This window comes from Sphingopyxis sp. 550A (genome assembly GCF_053569535.1).
Window position 1 is genome coordinate 2,604,890 of the sequence record NZ_CM131615.1, and the last position, 25,774, is coordinate 2,630,663.

Genomic DNA, 25,774 nt, shown 5'->3' on the forward strand with positions numbered 1-25,774 from the left:
CGTGAGCAAGAGCGAACCGCGTCCGGCCGACGTCCTGCCGTTCAGGACGCGGCTGCTTTATGGTTCGGGCACCATCGCCTTTGGCATCAAGGATCACGGCTTCAACGCACTCCTGATGCTGTTCTACAACCAGGTCGTCGGGCTCCCGGCCGCCTGGGTGGGGTCGGCGATCATGATCGCGATGGTCGCCGACGCGCTGTTCGATCCGCTGCTCGGACAATATTCGGATAATGTCCGCACGCGCTGGGGGCGCCGGCATCCCTTCATGTATGCTGCGGCGCTGCCGATCGCCCTCTTCTACCTGCTGCTCTGGACGCCGCCGGAGATGGCGCATGGCGCGCAGTTCGCCTGGCTCGTCGCCACCGCAATCCTCGTGCGTTTCTCGATCAGCCTCTACGAAATACCCTCGACCGCGCTGCTCGCCGAATTCACCAGCGATTATGACGAACGCACCAAGCTGGTCGCGGCGCGCTATTTTTTCGGCGTATGCGGCGGAATCGCGATGACGGTGGTCACGTTCGGCTATTTCCTGCGGCCGACACCGGCTCAACCGGTCGGCCATCTCAACGCGAGCGGCTATGTCACCTATGCCTGGGTGGCGGCGGCGATCATGATGCTTTCGGTCCTGATCTCGTCGCTGGGAACGCAGAAGGAGGTGCTGAAACGTCCGCCGCCGCCGCCGGTCGTCAAGGTCCCGATCGGACGGATGCTGCGCGAGATGCTCGGCGTGCTGGTTCACCCCGCCTATATCTCGATCCTGCTCGCCAGCCTCTTCTTTGCCGTGGCATCGGGACTCAGCCTGTCGCTCGGCGTGTATTTCTCGACCTATTTCTGGGAACTCAGCGCCAGCCAGATCGCGACGGTCGCCTCCACTGCGATCGTCGGCATCCTGCTCGCCTTCGTCGTTGTCCTGCCGTTGTCGGCGCGGTTCGGCAAGAAGCCCGCGGCGATGCTGATGTTCAGCCTGTCGCTGATCTCCAGCATACTTCCCCTGGCGCTACGCCTTGCCGGCCTGTTTCCCGCCAATGGCGACCCGCTGCTGCTGTGGCTGCTGATGGGGCAATTCGCCTTCAACATGATGACGACCATCGCCGGCGGCATATTGGCGGTGTCGATGGTTGCCGACGTGACCGACCAGATCCAGCTCGAAACCGGCCGCCGCTCCGAAGGCCTGCTGTTTTCGGCCGCGACCATGGTCAACAAGGCCATATCGGGCATGGGGATCATGCTGGCGGGGCTGCTGCTGTCCTTCGTCGGCTTCCCCGACAATGCGCAGCCCGGCCGGGTCGGCGCGGGCGCCCTGCACGGGCTGGCGACCATCTATATCGCGGCGCTGACGGTTGCGACCGCGATCGCGATCATCTGTCTCGCCTATTATCCGATCAGCCGATCCAGCCATCAGGAGAATATCCGGCGGCTGGGCGCCGCCCCGGCCGAATGATCGAGCAGGTCGCGGCCGGCGGTGCCGCAATTCCGCGCAGTTGATCTGTCCCTAGGCGCCGGGACGCGCCAGTGGCAGGCCGCCGGCCAGCACCGCTTCGGCGGCGTCGAGCAGCCGTTCGTTCTCGGCAACCAGATCGCCGGCCCGGCCGCTTTCGATCCAGCTGTCGAACGCCATCCGTCCACCCGCGACGAGCATCGCGGCGGCCATCTGCGGGCGGCGGTCCTTTGCGGGATCGACCCCCAGTTCGTCGGCGATATAATCGGTCATCAGTTCGATCTGGAGCCGCTGATGCCCATACCACACGGGGAGTAGTTCGGGCTCCCCGGCCAGCGCGCGGCCAAGGTTGATCTGGCCATCACCGTCACGCTCATACGCGTGCGCGAGCCGCACCACCTGATTGCGCCAGAACGTCAGAACCGGCACGCCCTGCGCGCGTTGCGTCGCGACCACGGCCTCGAACCGCGTGCCCGCCGTGGCGGCGATCGCTGCCGCAAGATCGCGCTTCGATGCGAAATGCGTGAACAGCGTCGTGATATGAATGTCCGCGGCCTCTGCGATCGCCGCCATCGTCGCGTCGGCGTAGCCCAGCGTGACGAACAGGCGCCGCGCCGCTTCCTCTATACGCTGGCGCGTCCGCGCTTTTGCCGCAGTCCGCCGCGGGAAACTGACTTTGGTTGGTTCGTCCATGCGCCGCTTATAGCCATTGTCGCACGAAGTGCTAGCTATATAAGTTGATCATTATATTCTTATAGGATAATCTCCGAACCGAGCAGAAATCGGGAGATTGATGACCATGATCGATATGTCGTTGCGCAAGGAATTCGAACAATGGGTCGAAACGGCCCGACCGCCGTTGGCGGACGAGCCGGCACTGGGCCTCGCCGCGCTGATGACGACGGCCGCTTTCGTCGATCCTGTCGCCCAGGTGCCGATCTTCGACGCGATTTCGGATGCCACCGGCGCGAGCAGCGATCCCGCCGAACGCGCCGCACGGATCGCGGACGCGCTGCCCTGGACGACCGACGGCAAGCCGCGCGTCGCCCTCCCGCGCGCCTTGTGGGACGGCTTCTGGGACATCATCGCCCGGCCGCCGTCGCCTGGAGATAGCGAGCTCGACCTGACACTCGCGGTCGTCGCGCTCGGCAATCATTATGACCGGCGGATGATCGACGCTTGCGAGGCGGCGCTGCTCGAATTCGATGGCGTGCACGAACTGATCGCGCAGCCCGAGGTGCGGCTGACCACCGCCGATCTGGAACGACACGCGGCCGACAGCCTGGCGCACGACCTGTTGTCGATGCTGACCGCCAACGGTTACGATATCGAGGTGATCGACGCCGACACCGTGGTCCTGCCTGGCGACTATCCGGCGCAGAACCGCACGAACCGGCGCATTCTCCAGCTCCACGACGTTTGGCACCTGGTCGGGGGATATGGCTTCACCCCCGCAGGCGAAGTGGCGATCTCGGGCTTTCAGATGGCGCAGTTCGGGCAGAATTATTCGACGCGCTTCCTCGCGACGGTGGCGACCAAGGCGGCGGTCGATATGCCCGCGCTGCTGGACATGCTGCTGTCCGTGACGTTCGACGGCTGGCGGCACGGGCGCGCGACCAGGGAATTGATCGCGGTTCCCTGGCACCATCGCATCGCCGATCCGATCGAGCGCGTCCGCGCCGACCTCGGCATCCGCCCGCTCGACAGCGCGGCGGTGCGAATGATGGAGGCCTTCACTCCGACGATGCAAGAACAGGGGGCGCCTTGATCGGCGCCCCGGATCACTCGGCGGGCACCGGCGTGGCCGACGGGCGATAGTGCGCAGCATCGGTCGTGAAGTCGGCATGGCCATAGCTGGTGAGCTGGGCCTTGAGCTTCGCGATCAACCGGCGATCCGCGATCCCGCGCAGCCCGGGAATATGCGCCGCGAGCGCATAAAGCCGGATGCGGGCATAAATGAACAGCCCGGCGGCGGCGGCCAGTGCGACATCGCCGGCGGTCAGCTTGACGCCGATCGATGCGGCCTTTGCCTTGTCGCCGCCCATAAAGCTCTTGACGAAGAACAGCTTGGCAAAGGCGCGCTCGAATGTCTCGTGGATGCGCGCGCCGAGGGAATCGTCGGGACGAAGATCCGCCGCCATCGTCGCGCGCAGCAACTCGCCGCAGGTGGCGTCGTCATATCCGCTCAGCAGCGTGCCGCTTCGTGCGTTCATCAGATCGACGATCCCCTGCGGCGTGTCGGCAAGCAATTCCTCGGGCAGACCGAGCAGAAAGCAGCGATAGCGCGCCAGTTCGACCGTAGCGCGCTCCGCCGGGGTGAATTCGTGACGCCCTTCCTCTATCATCCTGTATGACAGCAAAAAGACCGAGATCAGTCCGGCGGGCATCTGGTCGACCTGCGGGATCGGAATGCCGTACACGTCCATGTCCCAGTCCTTCGGACGCCGCAGGACATTGGCGCGGACCATCGAATGCATCAGCCGGACCATAGCCGCGGCTTTGAAGCCGGGGCCGTGCCGTTCGAGCGCCCCCGGCAGCAGCGAGGTGGTGAAGAAGGTTGCGGTATCCTTGACGCGGCGCGCCGCGGTCTGGCGCGACAGCGTGCCGGTGATCGCCATCGGCAGCGCGGCATATTTGTTCATGAAGGTCGCGATGAAGGCGCCGCGAATGATGAACGGGCCGAAATTGGCCGCCGAGTTGCGGTCGATCCGCGCCCCCTCCTCGACCAGCTTCATGTCGAGCCAGTCGGGAATCCGTTCCATATCGCGGATGAAAGCAACCAGTTCGGGTGGCGCCTCCGGCACATTCTCGACACCTTCGTCGCAAGCGCGCGTCAGCATATCGACGAGCGCGCGGAAACCATGCTCGCGCATCAGCGCGGCATAGGCGTCGGCGGTCAGGTCACCGATCATCGTATAGGCGCGGATGAACTCGATCCGATCGGGGTCGGCAAGCAGCGCATCGCGGTCGCGATCATATTTGCCCGACAGCGCGGTCGGATCGCCGGGCGTCGCCGTGAAGCGTTCGGGAACGGCGCGAAAATCGACCTCGCCATACATGGCGGGAATCCGCTCCCGCTGCGATTCCACCTTCGCCCACAGATTGTCGAGCCCCGCGCGTGTGATCAATGTTCGTCTCCCTTTCGACGAGATGGCAACGATCATATGTATCAATTGATACAAATTCAAGCGGCACGCATGAAACCGTGCCGACGCGCCACCCGACAAATCCGCTCGCCCCGATCCGCACCGCCTCTGACGCGTATCGCAAGCGCGAGGAAATCGGCGCCCGCATCTATAATCCGTGCTTGGAGCGCAGCCCGTTCGGACGGATGGCCCCAACGCGTTGGTCACGCTAAGGGGCGACAATGCAGGTCAGCATCCTGATCGTGATCGCCGCCTTTCTGACCTCGATCCTGTCGGGCCTGTTCGGCATGGCGGGCGGGCTCGTTTTCATGGGTCTGCTCGCCTGGCTGCTGCCGGTCGCGACGGCGCTGGCGCTCCACGGCACGATCCAGTTCGCATCCAACGGCTGGCGCGCCTTCCTGCACCGCGCGCATATCGTCTGGCCGGTTCTGATCTGGTTCGGGCTCGGCGCCGCGGCCGCGGTCGGCTTTTTCTCGGCGATGCTGTTCGCGCCGTCGAAATTCTATGTCTTCCTGGGCCTCGGTCTGATGCCGATCCTCGTCTGGCTGCCCGAACGCTGGTTGCCGCTCGATGCCGCGAACCGCTGGCACGCGCTCGGCGGCGGCTTCGTTTCGACGGGCATCGCCCTTGTCGCGGGCGTCTCAGGCCCGGTCACCGACATGCTGTTCATCAACACACGGCTCGGCCGGCATCAGATCGTCGCGACCAAGGCGGTGATGCAGGCGATGGGCCATGCGTCGAAGATTTTCGTCTATGGCGGCGTCCTGCTGAGCAGCACGGCGCGCACGGCGATGCCGCTCGGGGCGACCGTCATCGCGATCCTTGGCTCGATGGCCGGGATCATGGTCGGCGGTGTGCTGCTCGACCGGATCAGCGACGCGCATTTCCGCGCCAGCCGCCGCTGGCTGCTGACGCTGATCGGCGCCACTTTCCTCTTGCAGGCGATCCGGATCGCGCTGGCTTGATGGCCCCCTCCCGCCGGCGGGAGGGGGGTGAGCCTGCGTTCAGCTCGCGTCGTCGGGCGCATTCTCCGGCTCGTCCTGCGGCGGCGGCGCAGCGCGCGCCTTGCGCATCGATTCCATTTCGTTCTTGTCGATGAAACCGTCGCCATTGGCGTCGAGATGCTTGAAGAAAGCGTCGACCCGTTCCGGCGAGGCCAATGACGGATCGCCCTGCCGCTCGGCGCGCATCTGGGCCATTTTCGTGATCTCGGCCTTGTCGAGCTTGCCGTCGCCATTGGCGTCCATCATGTCGAACATGCGGCCGCCGTCGTGCGGCGGCTGCGCCGAGGCCGCGACCGGCAGCGCCGCACCGACCATCACAGCCATCATCATCAATCTCTTCATTTCCCATCCTTCATCTCGTTCGGCGAAACCGCCGGGGCACCCCGGCGCGGAGATGGGGGCGCGAATGTCGCAAAATTATGGCAGCCGGAAACGGCCCGTCACGGCCGCAGCACGACCTTTCCCACCACCTCGCGCCGTTCGAGCATCGCGAAGCCCTCGCGCCAGTCGGCGAGGTCGAGCGCGGCGTGGACGTGCGGGCGAATCCGTCCCGCGGCCGCGAGCGCGTCGATCGCCGCGACATTCTCCGCGCCGCGCTCGGGAAAGCGCCGGCCATATTCGCCAGCGCGCACCCCGACGACCGAAAAGCCCTTGATCAGCGGTATGTTCACCGACACCTCGGGGATGCGCCCCGACGCAAAGCCGATCACCAGCAGGCGCCCGCCGAAGGCGATGCAGCGCGTCGATTCGTCGAAGACGTCGCCGCCGACCGGATCGAAGATGACATCGGCCCCCTTGCCGCCGGTCAGCGCCTTCACCGCCTCGCGGAAACCGGGCTCGGCCGCGATCATGGCATCGGGGGCGTAGGACCTCGTGATCGCATCGCGTTTGGCCGCGCTGCTCGCCGCCGCGATCACCCGTACGCCGAGCGCTTTGGCGAGGTCGACCGTCGCCAGCCCGACGCCGCCCGCCGCACCGTGGACGAGCAAGGTTTCGCCCGGCTCGATCCGCGCACAGCGGACAAGCGCGACATAAGCGGTCAGATAAGCGACCGGGTAGGCGGCGGCTTCGTCCCAACCCAGCGCTTCGGGCTTACGCCGCAGCGCTGCCGCCGGAACGACAGCATATTCGGCCATGGCGCCGAAGCGATTGCCGCCGACGACCGCGTCGCCCGCTTGCCAGCCGGACACGCCCTCCCCCACCGCATCGACCTCGCCCGCGAACTCCAGCCCCGACACGAACGGCAGGTCGGGTTTCAACTGATAGTCGCCGCGCGTCATCAGCAGGTCGGGGAAATTGATCGCTGCCGCGCGCACCCGCACCCGCACCTCGCCCGGCCCCGGCTCGGGAACCGGCAGGTCGGCGAGCGCGGCGCCCGCATGGCCGGGCAGAAGTTCGCGCACCTGCAAAGCCCGCATGGAGAAAAGCCTTTCCTACATTGTTCCCATATGGTTCGTTATGCCTGTCCAACGAACCCAAAGGAGCGAATCATGCCACGACCCGACCCGTCAAGCTGCGACGCCGACGCACTGATCGATGCCGTCATCGACCGCGAAGGCCGCTATGTAAACCATCCCGCCGATCGCGGCGGCCCGACCTGCTGGGGAATCACCGAAGCGGTCGCGCGGTCGCAGGGCTATGCCGGAGCGATGCGCGACCTGCCGCGCGCCGAGGCGGCGTCGATCTATCGCCGTCTCTATTGGCTGCGCCCGGGCTTCGACAAGGTCGCGCTCCGTGCCCCGAAGATCGCCGCCGAGCTGTTCGACACCGGCGTCAACATGGGAACCGGCACCGCCGCGGGCTTCCTTCAGCGCGCGCTCAACGCGCTCAACCGCGCCGCGCGCGACTATCCCGACATCGCGGTCGACCGCGAGATCGGCCCGCGCACGCTGTCCGCGCTCGACGGCTTGCTCAAGGCGCGCGGCAACGGCGGCGAGACCGTCCTCCTGCGCGCGATGGAGGCACTGCAAGGCGAACGCTACATCGCGCTCGCCGAACGCCGCCCGAGCCAGGAAGCCTTTCTCTACGGCTGGCTCGCCAATCGCATCGGCAACGCAAGTCGCTGATTTCAAAAGCCCCCAGGTGACAAGTTTGACAAGTTAAGGATGAAAGGAACGCCAACATGAGCATCATCGAAGGCCTTATCGGCCCCGTCGCCAAGCTGATCGACAAGATCATTCCCGACCCCGAGGCGCGCGACCGCGCCAAGCTCGAACTCTTGAAGCTCGAGGGCAGCCAGGAAATGGACGCGATTCGGACGCAGATGACCGCGATCGTCGCCGAGGCGAACAGCGCCGACCCCTGGACCAGCCGCGCGCGGCCGAGCTTCCTCTATGTCATGTATGCGCTGCTGCTGTGGGCAATTCCGATGGGCCTGATCGCGGCCGCGCGCCCCGAAATGGCAAAGAGCATCGCCGAGGGCATGAACGCCTATCTCGCGGGCATCCCCGAACCGCTCTACGCACTCTTCGGCACCGGCTATCTCGGCTACACCGCCGCGCGGGCGTGGGGTCAGGCAAAGGGGGTTAACGGCTGAGAATGTCGCCCCACACGAAGATGGGGCGATTTTTTAAGTTCACGCGGAGACGCGGAGACGCGGAGAAGGAAGAAAGGGCGGCAAAGCCGCCAATCTCTTAATCCTCCGCGTCTCCGCGTGAACCAGATCCTCTGCGCTCTCTGCCCTCTCTGTGCGAATCCTATTCCACCACCGCCGCCAGATTGGCGAGCGACGAATTCAGCCCCGCCTGATGATCCTTCGCCGAAATCCCCGGCGGCACCTGATGCGCGTCGATCGTCACCAGCGTGCCGCCGCCCTTTCGCGACAGATACCAGTGCATCGCCATCGTCCCCGAAAAGCGCGGATCGTCGGACTCGAACTCGACTTCCCAGACGATCAGCCGCCCGTCGTCGAGCGTCGGGATATACACCTCGACGATGTCGCTGTCGTCGTCGCTCTTGGTCTCGATATCGGGATCGTCGAACGTCAGCCGCATCCGAAAGCCGCCGCCTGCACGCAGGTCGCAATGATCGAAAGTCCCGGTCGCACCTTCGGGCGGCAGCCAGCGCGCCAGCATCGCGGCGCTGGTGAAGGCCGCGAACACATCGGGCAGCGGCGCCGCGATCAGCCGTTCGGCGTGATCGGTGCGCCGCGTCTTCTTCGTCGGTTTCAAATGGTCGCCGCCAGCGCCGCAATGACCGCCGCGACCGCATCGTCGGCGGCCTTGCCGTCGGGTCCGCCGCCCTGCGCCATGTCGGGTCGCCCGCCGCCGCCCTGCCCGCCGAGCGCGGCGACAGCGGCCTTGACGAGATCGACGGCATTGTGGCTGCCGGTCTTGTCATCGGTCACCCCGACCGCGACCGACGCGCGCCCGTCGTTGATCGCAACGAGCATCGCGACGCCGCTGCCGACCTGTTTCTTGAGCCCGTCGACCGTGCCGCGCAATTCCTTGGGATCGAGCCCGTCGACGACCTGCGCGAGGAAAGCGGTGTCGCCGACCTGCTCGACCGCGGGCGCGCCGCTCGCCGCTCCGCCGCCGCCCCCTGCACCCCCGAGCGCCAGCGCCTTCTTCGCATCGGCGAGTTCACGCTCGGCTTTCTTGAGTTGCTCGGCGAGCGCCACGACGCGCGCCGGCACCTCGTCGGGCGAGGTCTTGAGCGCCGCCGCCGCGCTTTTCAGCGCTTCGTCGCGAGCATTCAACCATTGCCGCGCCGCCTCGCCAGTCAGCGCCTCGATGCGGCGAACGCCCGACGAGACCGCGCTTTCGCCGACGATCTTGAACAGCGCGATGTCGCCGAGTGCACGGACGTGCGTCCCGCCGCAAAGTTCGACCGAATAGCTGTGGTCGTCGGCCTTGCCCATGCTGAGCACGCGCACTTCGTCGCCATATTTCTCGCCGAACAGCGCCATCGCGCCCGCCGCGATCGCGTCCTCGGGCGTCATCAGCCGCGTCGTCACCGCTTCGTTGGCGCGGATCTGCGCGTTCACATCGGCCTCGATCTGGGCGATCTCTTCCGGCGTCAGCGCCTTTGGATGCGAGAAGTCGAAGCGGAAGCGATCCTCGGCGACCAAGCTGCCCTTCTGCGTCACATGCCCGCCGAGCCGGCCCCGAAGCGCCGCGTGCAGCAGGTGGGTCGCGCTGTGATTGGCGCGGATGCGGTCGCGCCGCGCGGCGTCGACGGTAAGCTGCACCGTGTCGCCGACCTTCAGCGTCCCCGCCTCGAGTTTCGCCTGATGCGTGTGCAGGCGACCGAGCGGCTTGCCGGTGTCGCTGACGCTCGCTTTCGCGCCCTCCAGCGTCGCGATCGTCCCCGCGTCGCCCATCTGGCCGCCGCTCTCGCCATAGAAAGGCGTCTGGTTGGTGAGCACGACGACCTCGTCGCCGGTCTTCGCTTCGTCGATCGGCTTGCCGTCACGCACCAGCCCGATCACCGTCGCCTCGCCCGCGGTCGAGGTGTAGCCGGTGAACTCGGTGCTGCCGTTCGCTTCGGCGAGATCGAACCAGATTTCGTCCGACGCCTTGTCGCCGCTGCCCTTCCACGCCGCGCGCGCCGCCGCCTTCTGCTGCGCCATCGCCGCATCGAAGCCTGCACGATCGACCGCGATATCCTGCGCGCGCAGCGCATCCTCGGTCAGGTCGTAAGGGAAGCCATAGGTGTCGTAGAGCTTGAACGCCGTTTCGCCGGGCAGCGTGTCGCCCTTGCCCATGCCGACGGTCGCCTCGTCGAGCAGGCGCAGCCCCTTGTCGAGCGTCTGGCGGAACTTCGTCTCCTCGCGCTCCAGCGTCTCGGCAATCAGCGGCTGAGCGCGGATCAGCTCGGGATAGGCGACGCCCATCTCGGCGGTCAGCGCGGGGAGCAGCCGGTGCATCAGCGGGTCCTTGGCGCCGAGCAGGTGTGCGTGGCGCATCGCGCGGCGCATGATCCGGCGCAGCACATAGCCGCGCCCCTCGTTCGACGGCAACACGCCGTCGGCGACAAGGAAGCTCGACGCGCGAAGATGGTCGGCGATCACGCGGTGGCTCGCCTGGGTCGCGCCCTCGGCCGCAACCCCGGTCAGGTCGACCGACGCCGCGATCAGCGCCTTGAAGGTATCGGTGTCGTAATTGTCGTGGACGCCCTGCATCACCGCCGCGATGCGCTCCAGCCCCATGCCGGTGTCGATGCTCGGCCGCGGCAGGTCGAGCCGTTCGCCGCCCGGAAGCTGCTCATATTGCATGAACACCAGATTCCAGATCTCGACGAAACGGTCGCCGTCTTCCTCCGGCGATCCCGGAGGGCCACCCCATATATGGTCGCCATGGTCATAGAAGATTTCGCTGCACGGACCGCACGGCCCGGTGTCGCCCATCGACCAGAAATTGTCGCTGGTCGGGATGCGGATGATGCGCTCCTCGGGCAGCCCCGAAATCTTGCGCCACAGATCGAACGCCTCGTCATCGGTGTGATAGACGGTCGCGGTCAGCTTTTCCGCCGGCAGCCCCCAATCCGTGGTCAGCAGCGTCCAGGCGTGCGTGATCGCCTGTTCCTTGAAATAATCGCCGAAGGAGAAATTCCCCAGCATTTCAAAGAAAGTATGGTGCCGCGCCGTATAGCCGACATTGTCGAGGTCGTTGTGCTTGCCGCCCGCGCGCACGCATTTCTGCGACGAGGTCGCGGTGCTGTAGGGGCGTTTCTCCAGCCCCGTGAAGACATTCTTGAACGGCACCATGCCCGCGTTGACGAACATCAGCGTCGGGTCGTTGTACGGCACCAGCGGCGCCGAAGCTTCGATATGATGTCCCGCCTCCCCGAAATAGTCGAGGAAAGAGCGGCGAATGTCGTTGGTCGATGTCATGCGCGCGAATTAGGGATTTTGTCGCGGTGCGACAAGTCGATTAGTGGCGATGACGGTGATCGGATTTTCCGAAACCCTCACCGTTTCCCCGAGCGAAGCCGAGGGGCACGTTCGAGCGAAGCGAGAACCCGCACCGTCGCAGCCTCGACTTCGCTCGGCAGAGCCCCTCGGCTTCGCTCGGGGAAGCGGATGACACCCGTCGGCCGTTGCTCAAAAAGAGGTCGCGATCCCCTTGCCCAGATAGCAGGGAAGCTGATGCAGCACATCCGCCTTGGGCACCCCATCCTCGATCAGTTCGGGCGGCACTTCGGAGGTGTCGGTGCGCACGACGGTGAAGGGGCTTGCGGGGTCGGTGCGGTGGACGACGACATAGCCGCAATCCATCGTGCCGTCCGGGCGGTCGCCGCGGAAATCGAAGGCCGCGTAAAGCCCCGGCGGCTGGCCCGCGGGGTCGGGATACCAGCTCAGCCGCAGGATGCGGAGCTTTCCATCAGCCCACAGCGCCGACCGCTTGCGCAAGTTCATTTCCCACTCGAGCCGCGGGTTCGACGCCTGGAACGACAGGCGCAGCATCGCATAGGCGGCGGCATAATCGCGCCGCGCCAGCGCCGCGGCATAGGTGGCGAAGCGGTCGATCGCGCCCTCCTCGTCGGCCGCGGTCGGCGCGAACGCCCTGCCGTCAGGAACGACGATGTTGCGCTCGACCTCGGGCCCCAGCGTCGGCGGCGCCGCGAGCGCGGTCGAAGCGCCCGCGAGCAGCAGTGCCGCCGCTGCGGCAAAGAGACCCCGATGTTCAATAGCCATAATAGGCCCCGCCCTTGTCGCGCGCGCGCCGCCATGCCGGCCGGTCGTGACAGGCGTTCACGAAATTCGCGAGCTTCGGATAGCGCGGTGCCATGCCCTGCATGATCGCAACCTCGGCGGGAAAGCTGAGCATCACGTCGGCCGCCGACAGATCGGAGCCGACGAAATGGCCCGCGTCGCTCACCCGGCTTTCCATATAGGAAAAATGCGAATCGAGCTGCTGGGCGATACGCGCTTCGAGCGGCGCCGCCGCTTCGCCCAGCCGCGCGGTATAGATGCGTAGCAGGATCGGCGTCATCGCCGACCCCTCGGCGAAATGCATCCATTCGAGGTGGCGGACATGATCGTCGGTGCCGCGTTCGGGAACCAGAGCGCCGCCGCCATGGCGTTCGCAGAGATATTCGACGATCGCCCCCGATTCGGTAATCACCTTGCCGCCGTCCTCGATCACCGGCGACTTGCCGAGCGGATGCACAGCGAGCAGTTCGGGCGGGGCGAGATTGGTCACCGGATCGCGGTCGTAGAATTTGATCTCATAGGGCGCGCCGATTTCCTCGAGCAGCCACAATATGCGCTGCGAGCGGCTGTTGTTCAGGTGATGGACGATCAGGCTCATTGTGCTTTCCTTCGGCTCGCATCGGGTCGGATGACGATTTGAAGCGCTCATGCGCAGAAAGGAAGACAATTCACGCAAAAATGGCGAGAGTCTGCAGGTTTCAGCGCATCCGAGAAACAATCTATCGCCTGCGGACTACAAGATGCCGAACGATTTCTCTCCCCATTCGCGCGGTTCGCCCGATTTTCGAGGAATGGCGGGTTTCGACCGGAAGCGGACCTATCTTGCATCGTCATCCCGGACTTGATCCGGGATCCATTCTCTCAGCGCCGGATGAATAGATCCCGGATCAAGTCCGGGATGACGAGAGACTGAAAGTCGCGCTCAGCATCTCTTATCGTCGTCATTCCCGCGAAAGCGGGAACCCAGAGCGTGCGTCGGCTGACCCCACTCTGGGTTCCCGCTTTCGCGGGGATGACGAAGGTCAGGAAGGGCAGTTCCCCACCCCAATACCGCCGCCGCATCATATACCGCGGAACCGGCAGCGAGGAATCAACGGCGGGCGGGCCGACCTGCGAGAGGGACAGGTGCAGGTGCGATGCAGCCGCAAGGAGGCTGCGGGGCCCGCCGCCGTCGGCCGGCCGGTCCGTGGGAGAGGAAACCGGCCGGATGGCGTTCAGAATCGATCAATCGTCGCCGTCATCGTCGGGGCCGGTCATCATTTCCTCGGCCACCGCGTCGGTGCGGGTGCGGATCGCGCTTTCGAGGCGCTGCATCAGCTCGGGATTCTCGGTCAGGAAGGTCTTCGCATTCTCTCGACCCTGGCCGATACGGATCGAGTCATAGCTGAACCAGGCGCCCGATTTTTCGACCAGTCCGGCCTTGACGCCGAGGTCGAGAATTTCGCCGATCTTGGAAATGCCCTGCCCGTACATGATGTCGAATTCGACCTGTTTGAACGGCGGAGCGACCTTGTTCTTGACGACCTTGACGCGCGTCGTGTTGCCGACGATTTCGTCGCCATTCTTGATCTGGCCGGTGCGGCGGATGTCGAGGCGAACCGAAGCGTAGAATTTGAGCGCGTTGCCGCCGGTCGTCGTCTCAGGATTGCCGTACATCACGCCGATCTTCATGCGAAGCTGGTTGATGAAGATCACCATGCAGCGCGAGCGGCTGATCGATCCCGTGAGCTTGCGGAGCGACTGCGACATCAGGCGCGCCTGGAGGCCGACGTGGCTGTCGCCCATCTCGCCCTCGATCTCGGCGCGCGGGACGAGCGCGGCGACCGAGTCGACGACGAGGACGTCGATCGCGTTCGAGCGCACCAGCGTGTCGACGATCTCCAGCGCCTGTTCGCCGGTGTCGGGCTGCGACACGATCAGTTCGTCGATGTCGACGCCGAGCTTCTTGGCATAGACGGGGTCGAGCGCATGTTCGGCATCGACGAAGGCCGCGGTGCCGCCCATCTTCTGCGCCTCGGCGATGCAGTGCAGCGCGAGCGTGGTCTTGCCCGAGCTTTCGGGACCATAGATTTCGATGACGCGGCCGCGCGGCAGACCGCCGACCCCCAAGGCGATGTCGAGCCCGAGCGAGCCGGTCGAAACCGCCTCGACCTGCATCGCTTCCTTCGAGCCCAGCTTCATCACCGAGCCCTTGCCGAACGCGCGATCGATTTGCGCGAGCGCGGCGTCAAGCGCCTTCTGCCTGTCCGTTCCGTTCACTGATTTCCCCGATTCGACGAGTGACAATTGTCCGGCCATTGCCGTCCCTTTCCTGCTCTAGAGCGACCGCGGAAGCATCGCAACGCCTGCCTCATGTGCCACATTTGTTCTCATGGAACAAGAGGGGAACATACAATGTTCTGGAATTGTCATTGCGAGCGAAGCGAAGCAATCCAGAGTGTTTGAAAACCGCCCTGGATTGCTTCGCTTCGCTCGCAATGACGAAGTGTAAGAACGGCGGCATCCCCCGCCTGTGGGGGGCGACGATTCAGGCTCCGAACTCGCCTATCGCCGCCTCGATATCGGTGAGGCGGAACGGCTTGGTCACCAGCCGCCGGTGCGCGTGCGCGGGCGGGATCACGTCGCCGCCGCCCGAGGTGAAAGCAAAAGGAATGCCTCGCGCCGCGAGCGCGTCGGCGATCGGCCAGCCCTTTTCGTCGCCGAGATTGATGTCGATCAGCGCACCCGCGAGCGATTCGGCGGCGATCACCGCCAGCGCCTCGCCGTTCGTCGTCGCCTGCGCGGGCTCGGGCAGGCCGAGCGCGTCGAACATATCGGCGAGCATCATGCCGATCAGCACATCGTCCTCGACCAGCAGGATGCGCGGCGCGTCAGCCATGGTCCGCCCGATGCGCGGCTTCGTCGAGCGCCGCCGACACCGCTTCGGTCAATTGCGCAACCGAAAAGGGTTTGGGCAGGAACGCGACGTCGGCGATGTCGATCGACTGACGGAGTTGCTCCTCGGCATAACCCGACATGAAGAGCACCGGCAGCACCGGCCGCTTCGCGCGCATCGCGCGCACCATCGCCGGGCCGTCCATCGTCGGCATCACCACATCGCTGACGATCAGGTCGATCTTTTCCATCCCGGCGAAACGCTCCAGTCCTTCCTCGCCCTGCGAAGCGGTGACGACGCTATAACCCGCACGGGTCAGCGCGCGTTCCGCGACCGCGCGCACCATATCCTCATCCTCGACGAGCAGGATCGTGCCGGTGCCCCACTGACTCTTCTTCGGCTTCGCCGCCGGCGCGGGCGTCGCGGGCCCGTCGCTCCCCGCGCGGTGGACGGGGAGATAGATGGTGAAACTGGTCTCCCCCGGCCGGCTGTCGGCAAAGATGAAGCCCGCCGACTGCTTGATGATGCCATAGACGGTCGACAGGCCGAGCCCGGTTCCCTTGCCGACATCCTTGGTGGTGAAGAAGGGTTCGAAGATCTTCGGCAGCACGTCGGCGGGAATGCCGCTTCCGGTATCACTGACCTTCAGCGCGCTATAGTCGGCGGGGGGCATGAATTCATTGCCCATCTGGCGCACGTCGGCGGCCGACACCGGATAGGTCTCGATCGTCAGCGTCCCCGCACCCGCCATCGCATCGCGCGCGTTGACCGCAAGGTTGATGATCACCTGTTCGAGTTGTCCCGGGTCGGCGCGCACCGCGCCAAGCCCGCGGCCGTGATGCACGGTAAGCTGGATGGTATCGCCGATCAGCCGCTTGAGCAGGTGCGATACTTCCGAAATCACGTCGGGAAGCTGCAATATCTGCGGACGCAGCGTCTGCTGGCGCGAGAAGGCGAGCAATTGCCGCGTTAGGCTCGCGGCGCGATTGGCATTGCTGCGAATCTGCTGGATGTCGTCATAATCGCTATCGCCCGGCGTGTGGCGCATCAGCATCAGGTCGCAGGCGCCGAGCACCGCGGTCAGGATATTGTTGAAATCATGCGCGACGCCGCCCGCGAGCTGACCGACCGCCTGCATCTTGGACGCCTGCGCGACCTGGCGCTTGAGGCGCGATTCCTCGCTCGAATCCTTGAGGCTGAGCAGCACCGCCGCCTCGCCGAGCCCGCGCACGCCGACGACGCGCATCGACACCGGATCGTCGCCCTGCCCGATGAGCCGGATCGACAAATCGCCGCCGACTTGCTGGCCGCTGCTGTGGCGCCGGATCATGTCGGCAAGCGGCCCCTTGTCCTCTCCGACCACCAAATCGCCGGGATAGCGCGGCGGGCGCCCATCGCCGATCCCCGCGGCGCGGACGAAGGCGCGATTCATGTAAAGGAAGCGCCCGTCACGATCGACCAGCGCCAGCCCGAAAGGCAGCAGCGACAGCAAGGTCTCGACATAGGTCTGCGCGGCGCCGCGATCGGCGGGCCCCATCTCCTCGTCGAGCATCGCGAGCAGCACCGGGCCATGGCCGTCGGCCGGCGTCAGCGGGATCTGGAGCATCCGCACTGGCGTCGCCCGTTCGCCCTCGCGTGCGAAAGTGAGCGTCCCCGCATCGTCGAGCCGCAGCAGAGCAGCAACGTCGCGCCCGGCATAATGCGCCTGCCCGCCCTCATCGAACGCGCGGAGCAGAAAGGCCTGGTTGGCGGTGCGCAGCCGTCCTTCGGGGCTGACCAGCGCCGCCATGATCCCCGCGTGCCCGAGGGTGCGGCCAGCGGGGCCGTCGAGATGGCGCATCACCTCGTTCGCGAGGTCGAGCCGCTCAAGCGCGGCGAAACGCCAGACGAGATAATCCTCGGCCTGCCCGGTCCGCGTCACCTGCGCCTGCAATTGCAGCGGCCCGACCGCGATGTCGCTGGCGTGCCCCTCGCCATCGCGCCACGCGGCGCGCCCGGCGTTCTTGAGCAAGTCGGCACCGCGACCGTCGAGCGGCAGCCCCGGCGGAGTCACGAAACCGCCCATCCACGTCGCGAACAGGTCGTTGGCGCAGACGAGCCGCCCCGCGCGGTCGGTCACCGCGATCGCGACATCGTCGTGGTTGACCGCCGCGCGCAGCATCGTCCAGTCGGGCAGCGCCGCCTCGCCGACGGCCACGGCCGGAAACAGCCGGCGCGCGAGAAGGACGCCGCCGACGGCGATCGCGAGTCCGGCGAGGAAGCCGGCAGCCAGCACCGCATTGCCCGTCGCCCAGAACAGCAGCGCGACCGACAGCAAGGCGAGCCCGCCGACGATCGCGGCATCCAGCCGCGACAGCGCCGCAAGCACCGGAACCGGCCCCGCGGAGCCCGCCCCCCGACTGAAATCCCCATCAGCGGCAGGCAGGCTTTGCGCGGTCAACGACACTCTCTTCTATGGGCGCATCACCAGATGCGGACGCGATCCTTGGGCGCCAGATAGAGTTTCTGGCCCGGCTTGACGTTATAGGCCTTATACCAAGGGTCAAGGTTGCGCGAGACCCAAGCCCGCTGAATCGACGGCGAATGCGGGTCGGTCGTGATGCGCTGCGACAGATTCTGCTCGCGATAGTTGCGCCGCCACACCTGCGCCCAGCCGAGGAAGAAGCGCTGATCCCCGGTCAGCCCGTCGATCACCGGCGCCTCCTTGCCGCCGAGCGACTTCTTGTAGGCGTCATAGGCGATCGTCAGACCGGCGAGATCGCCGATATTCTCGCCGAGCGTGAACTCGCCGTCCAAATGTTCGCCGGGCAGCACTTCATACGCGCTGTATTGCGCGACTAGCGCCTTGCCCGCGGCCTCGAACGCCTTGACGTCGGCGGGGGTCCACCAGTCGGCGAGTTTGCCCGTCTCGTCATATTTCGCGCCCTGGTCGTCGAAATGATGGCTGACTTCGTGGCCGATGACGGCGCCGATCCCGCCATAGTTGATCGCCGCGTCGGCCTTCGGGTCAAAGAAAGGCGGCTGCAGGATAGCGGCGGGGAAAACGATCTCGTTCATCCCGAAATTGGCGTAGGCATTGACCTCCATAGGGGTCATTCCCCACTCCCAGCGACGGATCGGCCCGCCGAGGCGGCTGATATTGTCGTCGTGCGCGAACTGGTTCGATCGCAACGCATTGCCGAACAGATCGTCGGCCTTGATTTCCAGCTTGCTGTAATCCTTCCAGCGGTCGGGATAGCCGATCTTGGTCGTGAAATTGGCGAGCTTCTTCTTCGCCTTCACCTTGGTCGCAGGCTGCATCCAGGTGAGGTTGCCGATCCGCGCGTCCAGCGCCGCGAGGACGTTCTTCACGAGGACATCCATCGCCGCCTTGGTTTCGGGCGGGAAATATTTCGCGACATAGTCCTGGCCGACCGCTTCGCCCAGATTGCCCGTGGTGAAATCGACCGCGCGCTTCCAGCGTTCCTGCATCTGCGGCGTCCCCGACAGCGCGGTGCCATAGAAGGAGAAGGCCTCCTGGGCGACCGCGTCGGGCAACTCGCCCGAGAAACCGTCGAGGCTGCGGACGAGCAACGCATCGCGCAGCACCCCGATCGGCGCGTCGGCGATCAGCTTCGCCTCGCCGGTCAGCGCGCTCGGCTGCGCGACCAGAATCGCATCCTCCTTGACCCCGACGCCGCGGATGAAGGTCGTCCAGTCAAAGCCGGGCGCGGCCTTGGTCAGGTCGGCGATCGTCATCTTGTTATAGACTTTGGTCGCGTCGCTGCTGTCGTTCTTGTCCCAGTGGACGGTCGCGACCTGCTTTTCGAAGTCATAGATCGCCTTGGCGCGTGCCGCGGCATCCTGTTCGCCCGCCAGCGTCAGGACATTCTCCAGATGCTTGAGGTAGGCGGCCTGCAACTTCAGGTTGCGCTCGCCGTCCTTCAGGTAAAAGTCGCGGTCGGGCATGCCGATGCCGCCCTGGAACATCGTGTAGATATAGACGTCGGGATTCTTGTCGTCCTGCCCGACATAGCCGCCGAAGAAATGCGACACGCCGCTGCGATCGGCCTCGGCGAGCAGCGCGGGGAGCCCGGCCTTGTCGACGGCGCGGATCTTGTTCAGCCACGGCTCGATCGGCGCCAGCCCCTTCGCCTCGACCGCCGCCGAATCGAGATAGGAGGCATAGGCGCGGCCGATCATGCTGTTCGGATCACCCTTGGCCGCCTCGAGAATTTCCTGCGTGCGCTTCTGCGACAGGTCGGCGAGCGCGGTGAACATGCCGTAGTTCGACTTGTCGGCCGGGATCGCGGTGTCCTTCGCCCAGGTGCCGTTGGCATAGGCATAGAAATCGTCGCCGGGCTGAACGCTCTTGTCCATGCCCGAGAAGTCGAAGCCGAAATCGCCGATTTCGGGCTTGGCGGTATCAGTCGCGGGCGTCGTAGCAGCGGTTTCCTGAGCGAAGACGGGCGTTGCCGCCATCAGCATCGCGCCAAGCGCAGCGGTCGCCATCAGGCGCGAAGAAAGGTTCAAAGTCATGATGTTCCCCAGATAGATAGTGCGAAGAACGCGCCGGGGCGCGATCTTGCGATGGGAACAGCTATAGGCGCGCGGGCCGCCGCGGTTCAACCGGCGGCAGTGTCGCTCGTCGATGCCTCAAGTCGTTGGTCGCGCGCGCGGCGAATCTTGCGCCGCCAGCGCAGGCGAATCCAATTGTCCCAGATGACCGACGCCAGAATATAGCCGACGATCGCCGAGACCGCCGAAATCACGAACAATCCGCCGAGCCCGCCGAGCAGCGCCGGCCCGGCATTCGCGGTGAACCATTGCCACCAATCCGAAAGCGAGGCCGATCGCTCGTAGAGCGCGTAAAGCCCCGCCATATTGGTGTGCATCCCGAACAGCACATTGCCGAGCCACACCGAGGCGGCGAGGATCAGCGGGGTCGTCACCGGGTTCGACAAAAAGGTCATCGCCGCCCCGATCGGGATATTGGCACGAAACGGCAGCGCGAGCAGCGCGACGCCCAGAATCTGGACGCCCGGAATCAGGAAGAAGATGCCGACGAACAGCCCCAGCGCGGTGCCGCGCCGCACCGAGGTGCGCGTAAAGCGCCACAAATGGCTGTGCGCGACGCGGTGCGCGAAGGGTTTGACGAAGCGGCTCGCCAGCAGCTCCTCGCGCGTCGGCGAGTTCCGGCGTATCCAGTTCATCAGGAACGCCTTGTCGCGCGGCTGACCTCCCCCGCTCATCCGCGATCCTTCATCAGCCGTTCCTTGTCGCGCTTCCAGTCGCGCTCCTTGATCGACTCGCGCTTGTCGTGCGCCTTCTTGCCCTTGGCGAGCGCGAGCTCGACCTTGGCGCGGCCGCGGCTGTTGAAATAGACCGACAGCGGAACCAGCGTCATACCCTGCCGCATCACGCCCGCGTGCAGCTTGTTGATCTCGCGCCCGTTGAGCAGCAATTTGCGCGGCCGCCGGGGCTCATGGTTGAAACGGTTGCCGTGGCTGAATTCGGGGATGTTGGCGTTGATCAGCCATACTTCGCCGCCGGTCACCTCGGCATAGCTTTCGGCGATCGTCCCCTCGCCGAAACGCAGCGATTTGACCTCGGTCCCCTGCAAGGCGATGCCCGCCTCGAACACCTGTTCGATGGCATAGTCGAAGCGCGCGCGCCGGTTCTCGGCGACGACCTTCTTCTTGTCGAATTCGGCTGCGGACTGCGGACGGGCCATGAAACGGAACCTAGATTACTCCCGCCGCGGAAAGCGCGGCATCGACGGCCTGGCGCGATGCCTCGGACGCATCGATGATAGGTAGGCGCACTTCGGGCGAAAACCAGTCATGGACGCGCGACAGCGCATATTTGACCGGGCCGGGCGACGCGTCGGAGAACATCGCCTTGTGCAGGTCGAACAATCGGTCATGCAGCGCCAGCGCGCCGGTCCAGTCGCCCGATGCACAGGCCGCGGCGAAATCGGCGCAGAGGCGCGGCGCGACATTGGCGGTAACCGAAATGCAACCGACGCCGCCGAGCACCGCATGCGGCAGCCACAGATCGTCGTTGCCGCTAAGCTGACAGAAATCGGCGGGCGTGCCCGCGCGCTGGACCGTCACGCGGGCGAGGTCGCCGCTCGCATCCTTGATCGCGACGACCGAAGGGATTTCCGCGAGCCTGCACATCGTCTCGGCGCTGATGTCGGTGACGGTGCGGCCGGGAACATTATAGACGACGATCGGCAGGCTGCTCGCTTCGGCGAGCGCCTTGAAATGCGCGATCAGCCCTTCCTGCGTCGGCCGGTTGTAATAAGGCGCGACGACCAGTGCCGCGGTCGCGCCAGACTTCTCGGCGTAACGCATATGGCGGATCGCGGTCGCGGTGTCGTTCGATCCGCAACCGGCGATCACGGGCACGCGCCCCGCCGCCGCTTCGATGCAGGCGTCGATCACCTGATAATGTTCGTCGAAGCCCAGGGTTGGGCTTTCGCCGGTGGTGCCGCACGGCACGAGCGCGCTCGTTCCCTCGTCGATCTGCCATTCGACCAGCCGTTTGAACGCCGGCGCATCGAACGCACCGTCGCGAAATGGCGTCACCAAGGCGGGAATCGACCCCGAAAACATGCTCCGCTCCTTTACAAAGACTCCGGCGCGGCCATAGGATCGGCCGGCGCGCACGCTATTGAACGTCTATTCAGCGCCCCGCAAGGAGTTTGGCATTACCATGGCCGGCATGATTTCGCTGACCCGCATTTCCCGTCTGGCGCTCGCCGCCGCCCTTCTCCTCCCCAATGCTGCTCATGCGAGCGAACTCACCCCCGAACAAATGGCCTGGTATCGCGCCCAGATGGGGCTCGCGGCCCAGTCGGGGACGCCGCCGTCGACCAGCTCGGTCGGCGATGCGGTGCTCGAGTGGCGGCGCCTGACCGCGACCAACACCGCCTCCTTCGATCAGCTTTCGCGCTTCCTGATGGCGAACCGCGACTGGCCCGACGCCGACAAGCTGCGCGTGCGCGCCGAAAAGGCGATCGCGCTCGACAGCTACGATCCGCAGCGCACCCTCGCCTTCTTCCAGACCTATCCGCCGCGCACACCGAGCGGCGAGCTGCGCTACGCGCTCGCGCTCAACGCCGCCGGCCGCCGCGAAGACGCGAATGCCGCCGCCCGCCGCGCCTGGACCGGCGGCATCGTCGACGAGATGGAGGTAAGCCGCGCGCTCAGCTTCTTCCCAGGCGCCTTCAGCCTCGCCGACCATGATGCACGCATGGACCGGCTGCTGTGGACGGGCTCGACGATCGCCGCGGGCCGCCAGCTTCCCTATGTGTCGCCCGAAAAGCGCGCGGTCTTCGCGGCGCGCCTCGCGATGCGCAGCGGCGCGGTCGACGCCGCGCTGCAGGCCTCTGCGGTCGAAAGCGCCAACCCGTCGCTTACCCGCACCGATGCCGGATATATCACCGATAAGGCCACCTGGCTGCGCAAGGCGGGCCGCGTCGGCGAGGCGCGGTCGCTGCTCGCCGCCCCGCGCTCGCTGGCGAAGGCGCCGACCGACGCCGAGGAATGGATCGAAACGCTGCTGACCAATGCGCGGCAAGCCGACGCCGCGGGCGACAAGCTCACTGCCTATAATATCGCGAAGCAGATCGATGACAGCTTCGCGCCCGGCGTGGTGATCCGCGAAGCGCCGCTCGGGGTGCGCGACGATTATACCTCGCTCGCCTGGCTCGCCGGCCAGCTCGCCTTCAAGAGCCTCGGTCGCCCCGGCGAGGCGGTGCGGCTCTATGCCGCCTATGGCGAAGCCGCACGCTCGGCGCAGACGCGAACCAAGGGTTTCTACTGGGCGGGCCGCGCCGCGCTCGCCGCGGGGGACCGCGACACCGCGAACCGCTATTTCAACGACGCCGCGCAGCATTACGACCAGTTCTACGGCCAGCTTTCGCTCGAACGGCTCGGCCGGCCGCAGCCCAAGCCGGCGCCGAACCCGACGATCGCGGTCAACGGCGACGAGCGGCGGGCCTTCGACGACAACCGGCTGGTGCGCGCCGCCCGCGCGCTGGGCGAGATCGGCGCGTGGCGCGAGCAGTCGCAGTTCCTGCGCGCCATCGCACAGCGCGCGACCACGCCCGCCGACCATGTCCTCGCCGGCCAGCTCGCCGCATCGATCGGCCGCCCCGACCTCGGCGTGATGATCGGCCGCAGCGCGCAGGCGAACAGCCTCGACGCGGTCGAGGTGTCGGGCTTCCCGACCGTGCGCGTGCCCTCGGGCCATGAAGGCAACTGGACCTTCATCCATGCGATCACGCGGCAGGAAAGCCAGTTCGACCGGCAGGCGATCAGTCACGCCGGCGCGCGCGGGATGATGCAGCTCATGCCGGGCACCGCACGCGAAGTCGCGGGCAAGCTGGGTCTCAGCTACGACGCGGGCTCGCTGACCAGCGACACCAATTACAATCTCACGCTCGGCTCGACCTATTTCCAGCAGATGCTGAGCTATTTCGGCGGCAGCTACCCGCTCGCGGTCGCGGCCTATAACGCCGGACCGGGCAATGTGAACAAATGGCTGCGCGCCAACGGCGATCCGCGCGGCGGCGGCATCGACATGGTCGACTGGATCGAGGCGATCCCGATCTTCGAGACGCGCAACTATGTCCAGCGCGTGCTCGAAAACGCCGTCGTCTACGACACGCTGCGCGAGGGGCGGACGCTGCCCCAGGCCCCGCTGAGCTTCTACCTCGGCAAACGCAATCCGGGGTAGGCCCCATGGCGGGGGACAAGACCAACATCATCAGCCCGGCCGGCTTTGCCGCGCTGCGCGCCGAATATGACGCGCTGTTCGGGCAGGAACGGCCGAAGCTGGTCGAAACGATCAGTTGGGCGGCGGGCAACGGCGACCGCAGCGAGAATGGCGATTATATCTATGGCCGCAAGCGGCTGCGCGAGATCGACCGGCGGCTGGGCTTCCTCGCGCGGCGGATGAAAGCGGCGCGCGTCGTCGATCCGGCCGAACAGCCCGACAAGAGCCGCGTCTGGTTCGGCGCAACGGTCGAACTCGCCGCCGACGACGATGCACGCCGGACCGTCACGCTGGTCGGCGACGACGAGGCCGATGCCGGCGCCGGCCGGATTGGCTGGAACAGCCCCCTCGCCCGCGCGCTGCGCGGCGCCGCGGTCGGCGACCTCCGCACGGTACAGCTTCCTGCGGGACCGAAACTATGGGAGATCATGACGATCCGCTATCCCTGACGGAGGCCCTGTCCGCCGGACTGTGAGCGCGATCATAAACGAGGGCAAGCCGCGACACTAAAGACGGGGCAAAGACAGGGGAGGAAGCGAAATGCGGACGCTGGTTCTGGCGGCGACCTTGGCGGCATCGGGCCCGGTGCAGGCGATGCAGCCGCCCGGGATTCCGGTTCTGACCGACGAGGAAATCCGCGCCGACCTCAAGAACGGCGAGGATATCGAAACCCGCGTCGACGGCGACATGAACGGCGACGGCGCTATCGACACGGCCTATATCGTCCGCGGCGAAGATACGCGCTGGCTCCACGTCCGCTTTGCCGCGCGGGGCGAATATGATCTGTATCACGAACCCGCCGGGAGCGTCGAACTCGACGCCTTTCCGCTGGGACCCGCCGAAATGAGGGTGAGCAAGGGCGTATTGGTCGTCAGGGACCTGACGGGCGGCACCACGGCGGTGTCGGCGACCTATCGCTTCCGTGGCGACAAGGCACGGCCGAAGATGCGGCTGATCGGGCTCGACGCGACGCTCTACAGCCGGACCTATGCTCATGACGGCGCCGAAATGAGCTGGAACCTGCTGACCGGCGACGTCATCGCGACGAAGATGAAACTCGTCGGCAGCGGCGAGAACGCGAATTACGATAAATCGGCGGTCAAGCGTTTCAAGCGACCGGTCACGGCGCTGTATATGGAGGACACGCCGAACGCAGAAAAGACGCTCGACATGGCGATGAAGGGCAAATGAGCCGGATCAGCCGCGCAGCAGCGCCGGCACGATCCATATGGCCGACAGCACGACGATCACGGCCAGCAGCGAAATCGCCAGGACATAGCGCACGCCCTGCTCCTTTACCCCGCCGCTCGCTTCGGTTTCGGTCACCTCGACATGGTCATCGACGACTTGCATGGCTCGTCTCCCTTTCTGGTCCGCATGAAACGCGGGGCGGCTATGCGCGGTTCCGCGCACGGGATGGAGAGAGGCGCCAGAGGGTCTGTAAGCCGGGTTCTGTCCACCCCGTTGCCGGGGATGGGCGATCATTCCTCTAGGCGTGCGGTTGCCCGAACGCTCAAGCAGTCAACCCGGACGGCGGGGCCGGAACCAGCCCTGAGTTCCCTCTTGCCATCCCTATTCGACCTTGCTCCCGGTGGGGTTTGCCGTGCCGCGTCCGTTACCGTCCGCGCGGTGCGCTCTTACCGCACCCTTTCACCTTTCGCCGGGCCGAAGCCTTTGGCGGTCTCTTCTCTGTGGCACTTTCCCTGACCCCCTCGCGGGGGCCGCCGGACGTTATCCGGCACCGTGGTTTCCGTGGAGCCCGGACTTTCCTCCCCCGCGCCTGCGCGCAGCGGCGATCGCCCGACCCTCTGGCGGGAGGGAGTATAGCGCGAATGGACGGCCATTACGAGCGATTGTAGGGACCGGCTGCTTTGGGGTGGGGAGCAGCCC

At 65.9% G+C, this 25,774-nt stretch carries 24 protein-coding genes and 1 other RNA gene; 8 read left to right on the plus strand and 17 right to left on the minus strand.

Annotated features, from left to right (window positions below; all coding sequences use genetic code 11):
- The first annotated feature begins 1 nt into the window (after position 1).
- Complete coding sequence (locus ACVENA_RS12600) at positions 2-1,441, plus strand: MFS transporter (RefSeq protein ID WP_449325643.1); 1,440 nt, start codon at positions 2-4, stop codon at positions 1,439-1,441.
- 51 nt (positions 1,442-1,492) lie between these two features.
- Here the strand turns inward: ACVENA_RS12600 and ACVENA_RS12605 are convergent, their stop codons facing one another.
- On the minus strand, positions 1,493-2,131 hold the full coding sequence (locus tag ACVENA_RS12605; RefSeq protein ID WP_257543391.1) for a TetR/AcrR family transcriptional regulator: 639 nt from the start codon (positions 2,129-2,131) through the stop codon (positions 1,493-1,495).
- Positions 2,132-2,231: 100 nt separating this feature from the next.
- Between ACVENA_RS12605 and ACVENA_RS12610 the strand changes: the two genes are divergently transcribed.
- The gene (locus ACVENA_RS12610; RefSeq protein ID WP_257543393.1) at positions 2,232-3,206 is read left to right on the plus strand and encodes a Coq4 family protein; all 975 of its coding nucleotides are present in this window, start codon (positions 2,232-2,234) and stop codon (positions 3,204-3,206) included.
- Between the two features lie 13 nt (positions 3,207-3,219).
- Here the strand turns inward: ACVENA_RS12610 and ACVENA_RS12615 are convergent, their stop codons facing one another.
- Complete coding sequence (locus ACVENA_RS12615; protein ID WP_449325644.1) at positions 3,220-4,566, minus strand: oxygenase MpaB family protein; 1,347 nt, start codon at positions 4,564-4,566, stop codon at positions 3,220-3,222.
- Between the two features lie 239 nt (positions 4,567-4,805).
- Here ACVENA_RS12615 and ACVENA_RS12620 point away from each other — a divergent pair, with 239 nt between their 5' ends.
- On the plus strand, positions 4,806-5,549 hold the full coding sequence (locus ACVENA_RS12620) for a sulfite exporter TauE/SafE family protein (RefSeq protein WP_257543398.1): 744 nt from the start codon (positions 4,806-4,808) through the stop codon (positions 5,547-5,549).
- Positions 5,550-5,588: 39 nt separating this feature from the next.
- Here the strand turns inward: ACVENA_RS12620 and ACVENA_RS12625 are convergent, their stop codons facing one another.
- Together ACVENA_RS12625 and ACVENA_RS12630 are read right to left on the minus strand one after the other, a co-directional pair.
- The gene (locus tag ACVENA_RS12625; protein WP_257543400.1) at positions 5,589-5,930 is read right to left on the minus strand and encodes an EF-hand domain-containing protein; all 342 of its coding nucleotides are present in this window, start codon (positions 5,928-5,930) and stop codon (positions 5,589-5,591) included.
- A 98-nt stretch (positions 5,931-6,028) separates the two neighbouring features.
- Complete coding sequence (locus ACVENA_RS12630) at positions 6,029-7,006, minus strand: NADPH:quinone oxidoreductase family protein (protein ID WP_257543403.1); 978 nt, start codon at positions 7,004-7,006, stop codon at positions 6,029-6,031.
- A 72-nt stretch (positions 7,007-7,078) separates the two neighbouring features.
- On the opposite strand from ACVENA_RS12630, the gene ACVENA_RS12635 reads away from it, so the two are divergent.
- Both ACVENA_RS12635 and ACVENA_RS12640 read left to right on the plus strand, forming a co-directional pair.
- Positions 7,079-7,654: a glycoside hydrolase family 108 protein gene (locus tag ACVENA_RS12635; RefSeq protein WP_449325645.1), complete on the plus strand. Its 576-nt coding sequence runs from the start codon at positions 7,079-7,081 to the stop codon at positions 7,652-7,654.
- Positions 7,655-7,710: 56 nt separating this feature from the next.
- A complete protein-coding gene (locus tag ACVENA_RS12640; RefSeq protein WP_449325646.1) occupies positions 7,711-8,124 on the plus strand; it encodes a holin family protein in 414 nt (137 codons plus the stop codon).
- Between the two features lie 160 nt (positions 8,125-8,284).
- Here the strand turns inward: ACVENA_RS12640 and ACVENA_RS12645 are convergent, their stop codons facing one another.
- From ACVENA_RS12645 to dapA, 11 genes are all read right to left on the minus strand, one after another.
- Positions 8,285-8,758: an SRPBCC family protein gene (locus tag ACVENA_RS12645; RefSeq protein ID WP_449325647.1), complete on the minus strand. Its 474-nt coding sequence runs from the start codon at positions 8,756-8,758 to the stop codon at positions 8,285-8,287.
- On the minus strand, positions 8,755-11,421 hold the full coding sequence (gene alaS, locus ACVENA_RS12650) for an alanine--tRNA ligase (protein WP_449325648.1): 2,667 nt from the start codon (positions 11,419-11,421) through the stop codon (positions 8,755-8,757). Before alaS ends, ACVENA_RS12645 begins: the two co-directional genes overlap by 4 nt.
- 210 nt (positions 11,422-11,631) lie before the next feature.
- Complete coding sequence (locus ACVENA_RS12655) at positions 11,632-12,225, minus strand: hypothetical protein (RefSeq protein WP_449325649.1); 594 nt, start codon at positions 12,223-12,225, stop codon at positions 11,632-11,634.
- Entirely contained in the window at positions 12,215-12,841 is a 627-nt protein-coding gene (locus tag ACVENA_RS12660; protein WP_449325650.1) for a glutathione S-transferase family protein, read from the minus strand. The genes ACVENA_RS12655 and ACVENA_RS12660 overlap by 11 nt, the downstream gene beginning before the upstream one ends.
- A gap of 626 nt (positions 12,842-13,467) precedes the next feature.
- Positions 13,468-14,541 carry a recombinase RecA gene (gene recA, locus ACVENA_RS12665; protein WP_257543417.1) on the minus strand — a complete coding sequence of 358 codons (1,074 nt, stop codon included), beginning with the start codon at positions 14,539-14,541 and terminating at the stop codon, positions 13,468-13,470.
- A gap of 229 nt (positions 14,542-14,770) precedes the next feature.
- Positions 14,771-15,121: a response regulator gene (locus ACVENA_RS12670; RefSeq protein WP_449325651.1), complete on the minus strand. Its 351-nt coding sequence runs from the start codon at positions 15,119-15,121 to the stop codon at positions 14,771-14,773.
- Positions 15,114-17,486, minus strand: coding sequence for a response regulator (locus ACVENA_RS12675; RefSeq protein ID WP_449328936.1), 2,373 nt, complete (start codon positions 17,484-17,486; stop codon positions 15,114-15,116). Before ACVENA_RS12675 ends, ACVENA_RS12670 begins: the two co-directional genes overlap by 8 nt.
- A gap of 95 nt (positions 17,487-17,581) precedes the next feature.
- Positions 17,582-19,636 (minus strand): M13 family metallopeptidase, encoded by a 2,055-nt coding sequence (locus ACVENA_RS12680; RefSeq protein WP_257543422.1) that lies wholly within the window; start codon positions 19,634-19,636, stop codon positions 17,582-17,584.
- A gap of 86 nt (positions 19,637-19,722) precedes the next feature.
- Entirely contained in the window at positions 19,723-20,349 is a 627-nt protein-coding gene (locus tag ACVENA_RS12685; RefSeq protein ID WP_257543424.1) for a DUF2062 domain-containing protein, read from the minus strand.
- A complete protein-coding gene (smpB, locus tag ACVENA_RS12690; RefSeq protein ID WP_237838242.1) occupies positions 20,346-20,831 on the minus strand; it encodes an SsrA-binding protein SmpB in 486 nt (161 codons plus the stop codon). Before smpB ends, ACVENA_RS12685 begins: the two co-directional genes overlap by 4 nt.
- 10 nt (positions 20,832-20,841) lie before the next feature.
- Positions 20,842-21,717: a 4-hydroxy-tetrahydrodipicolinate synthase gene (gene dapA / locus ACVENA_RS12695; protein ID WP_257543429.1), complete on the minus strand. Its 876-nt coding sequence runs from the start codon at positions 21,715-21,717 to the stop codon at positions 20,842-20,844.
- Positions 21,718-21,817: 100 nt separating this feature from the next.
- Between dapA and ACVENA_RS12700 the strand changes: the two genes are divergently transcribed.
- The 3 genes from ACVENA_RS12700 to ACVENA_RS12710 all read left to right on the plus strand — a co-directional run bounded on the left by ACVENA_RS12700 (position 21,818) and on the right by ACVENA_RS12710 (position 25,075).
- Positions 21,818-23,845: a transglycosylase SLT domain-containing protein gene (locus ACVENA_RS12700; RefSeq protein WP_449325652.1), complete on the plus strand. Its 2,028-nt coding sequence runs from the start codon at positions 21,818-21,820 to the stop codon at positions 23,843-23,845.
- A 5-nt stretch (positions 23,846-23,850) separates the two neighbouring features.
- Positions 23,851-24,333, plus strand: a complete 483-nt coding sequence (gene greB, locus ACVENA_RS12705; protein WP_449325653.1) for a transcription elongation factor GreB — start codon at positions 23,851-23,853, stop codon at positions 24,331-24,333.
- A gap of 91 nt (positions 24,334-24,424) precedes the next feature.
- Complete coding sequence (locus tag ACVENA_RS12710; RefSeq protein WP_449325654.1) at positions 24,425-25,075, plus strand: hypothetical protein; 651 nt, start codon at positions 24,425-24,427, stop codon at positions 25,073-25,075.
- Between the two features lie 6 nt (positions 25,076-25,081).
- Here ACVENA_RS12710 and ACVENA_RS12715 read toward each other — a convergent pair whose 3' ends face one another.
- Positions 25,082-25,237 carry a hypothetical protein gene (locus tag ACVENA_RS12715; protein WP_449325655.1) on the minus strand — a complete coding sequence of 52 codons (156 nt, stop codon included), beginning with the start codon at positions 25,235-25,237 and terminating at the stop codon, positions 25,082-25,084.
- A gap of 72 nt (positions 25,238-25,309) precedes the next feature.
- Positions 25,310-25,696: RNase P RNA component class A (gene rnpB / locus ACVENA_RS12720), an RNA gene on the minus strand.
- Between the last annotated feature and the right edge of the window lie 78 nt (positions 25,697-25,774).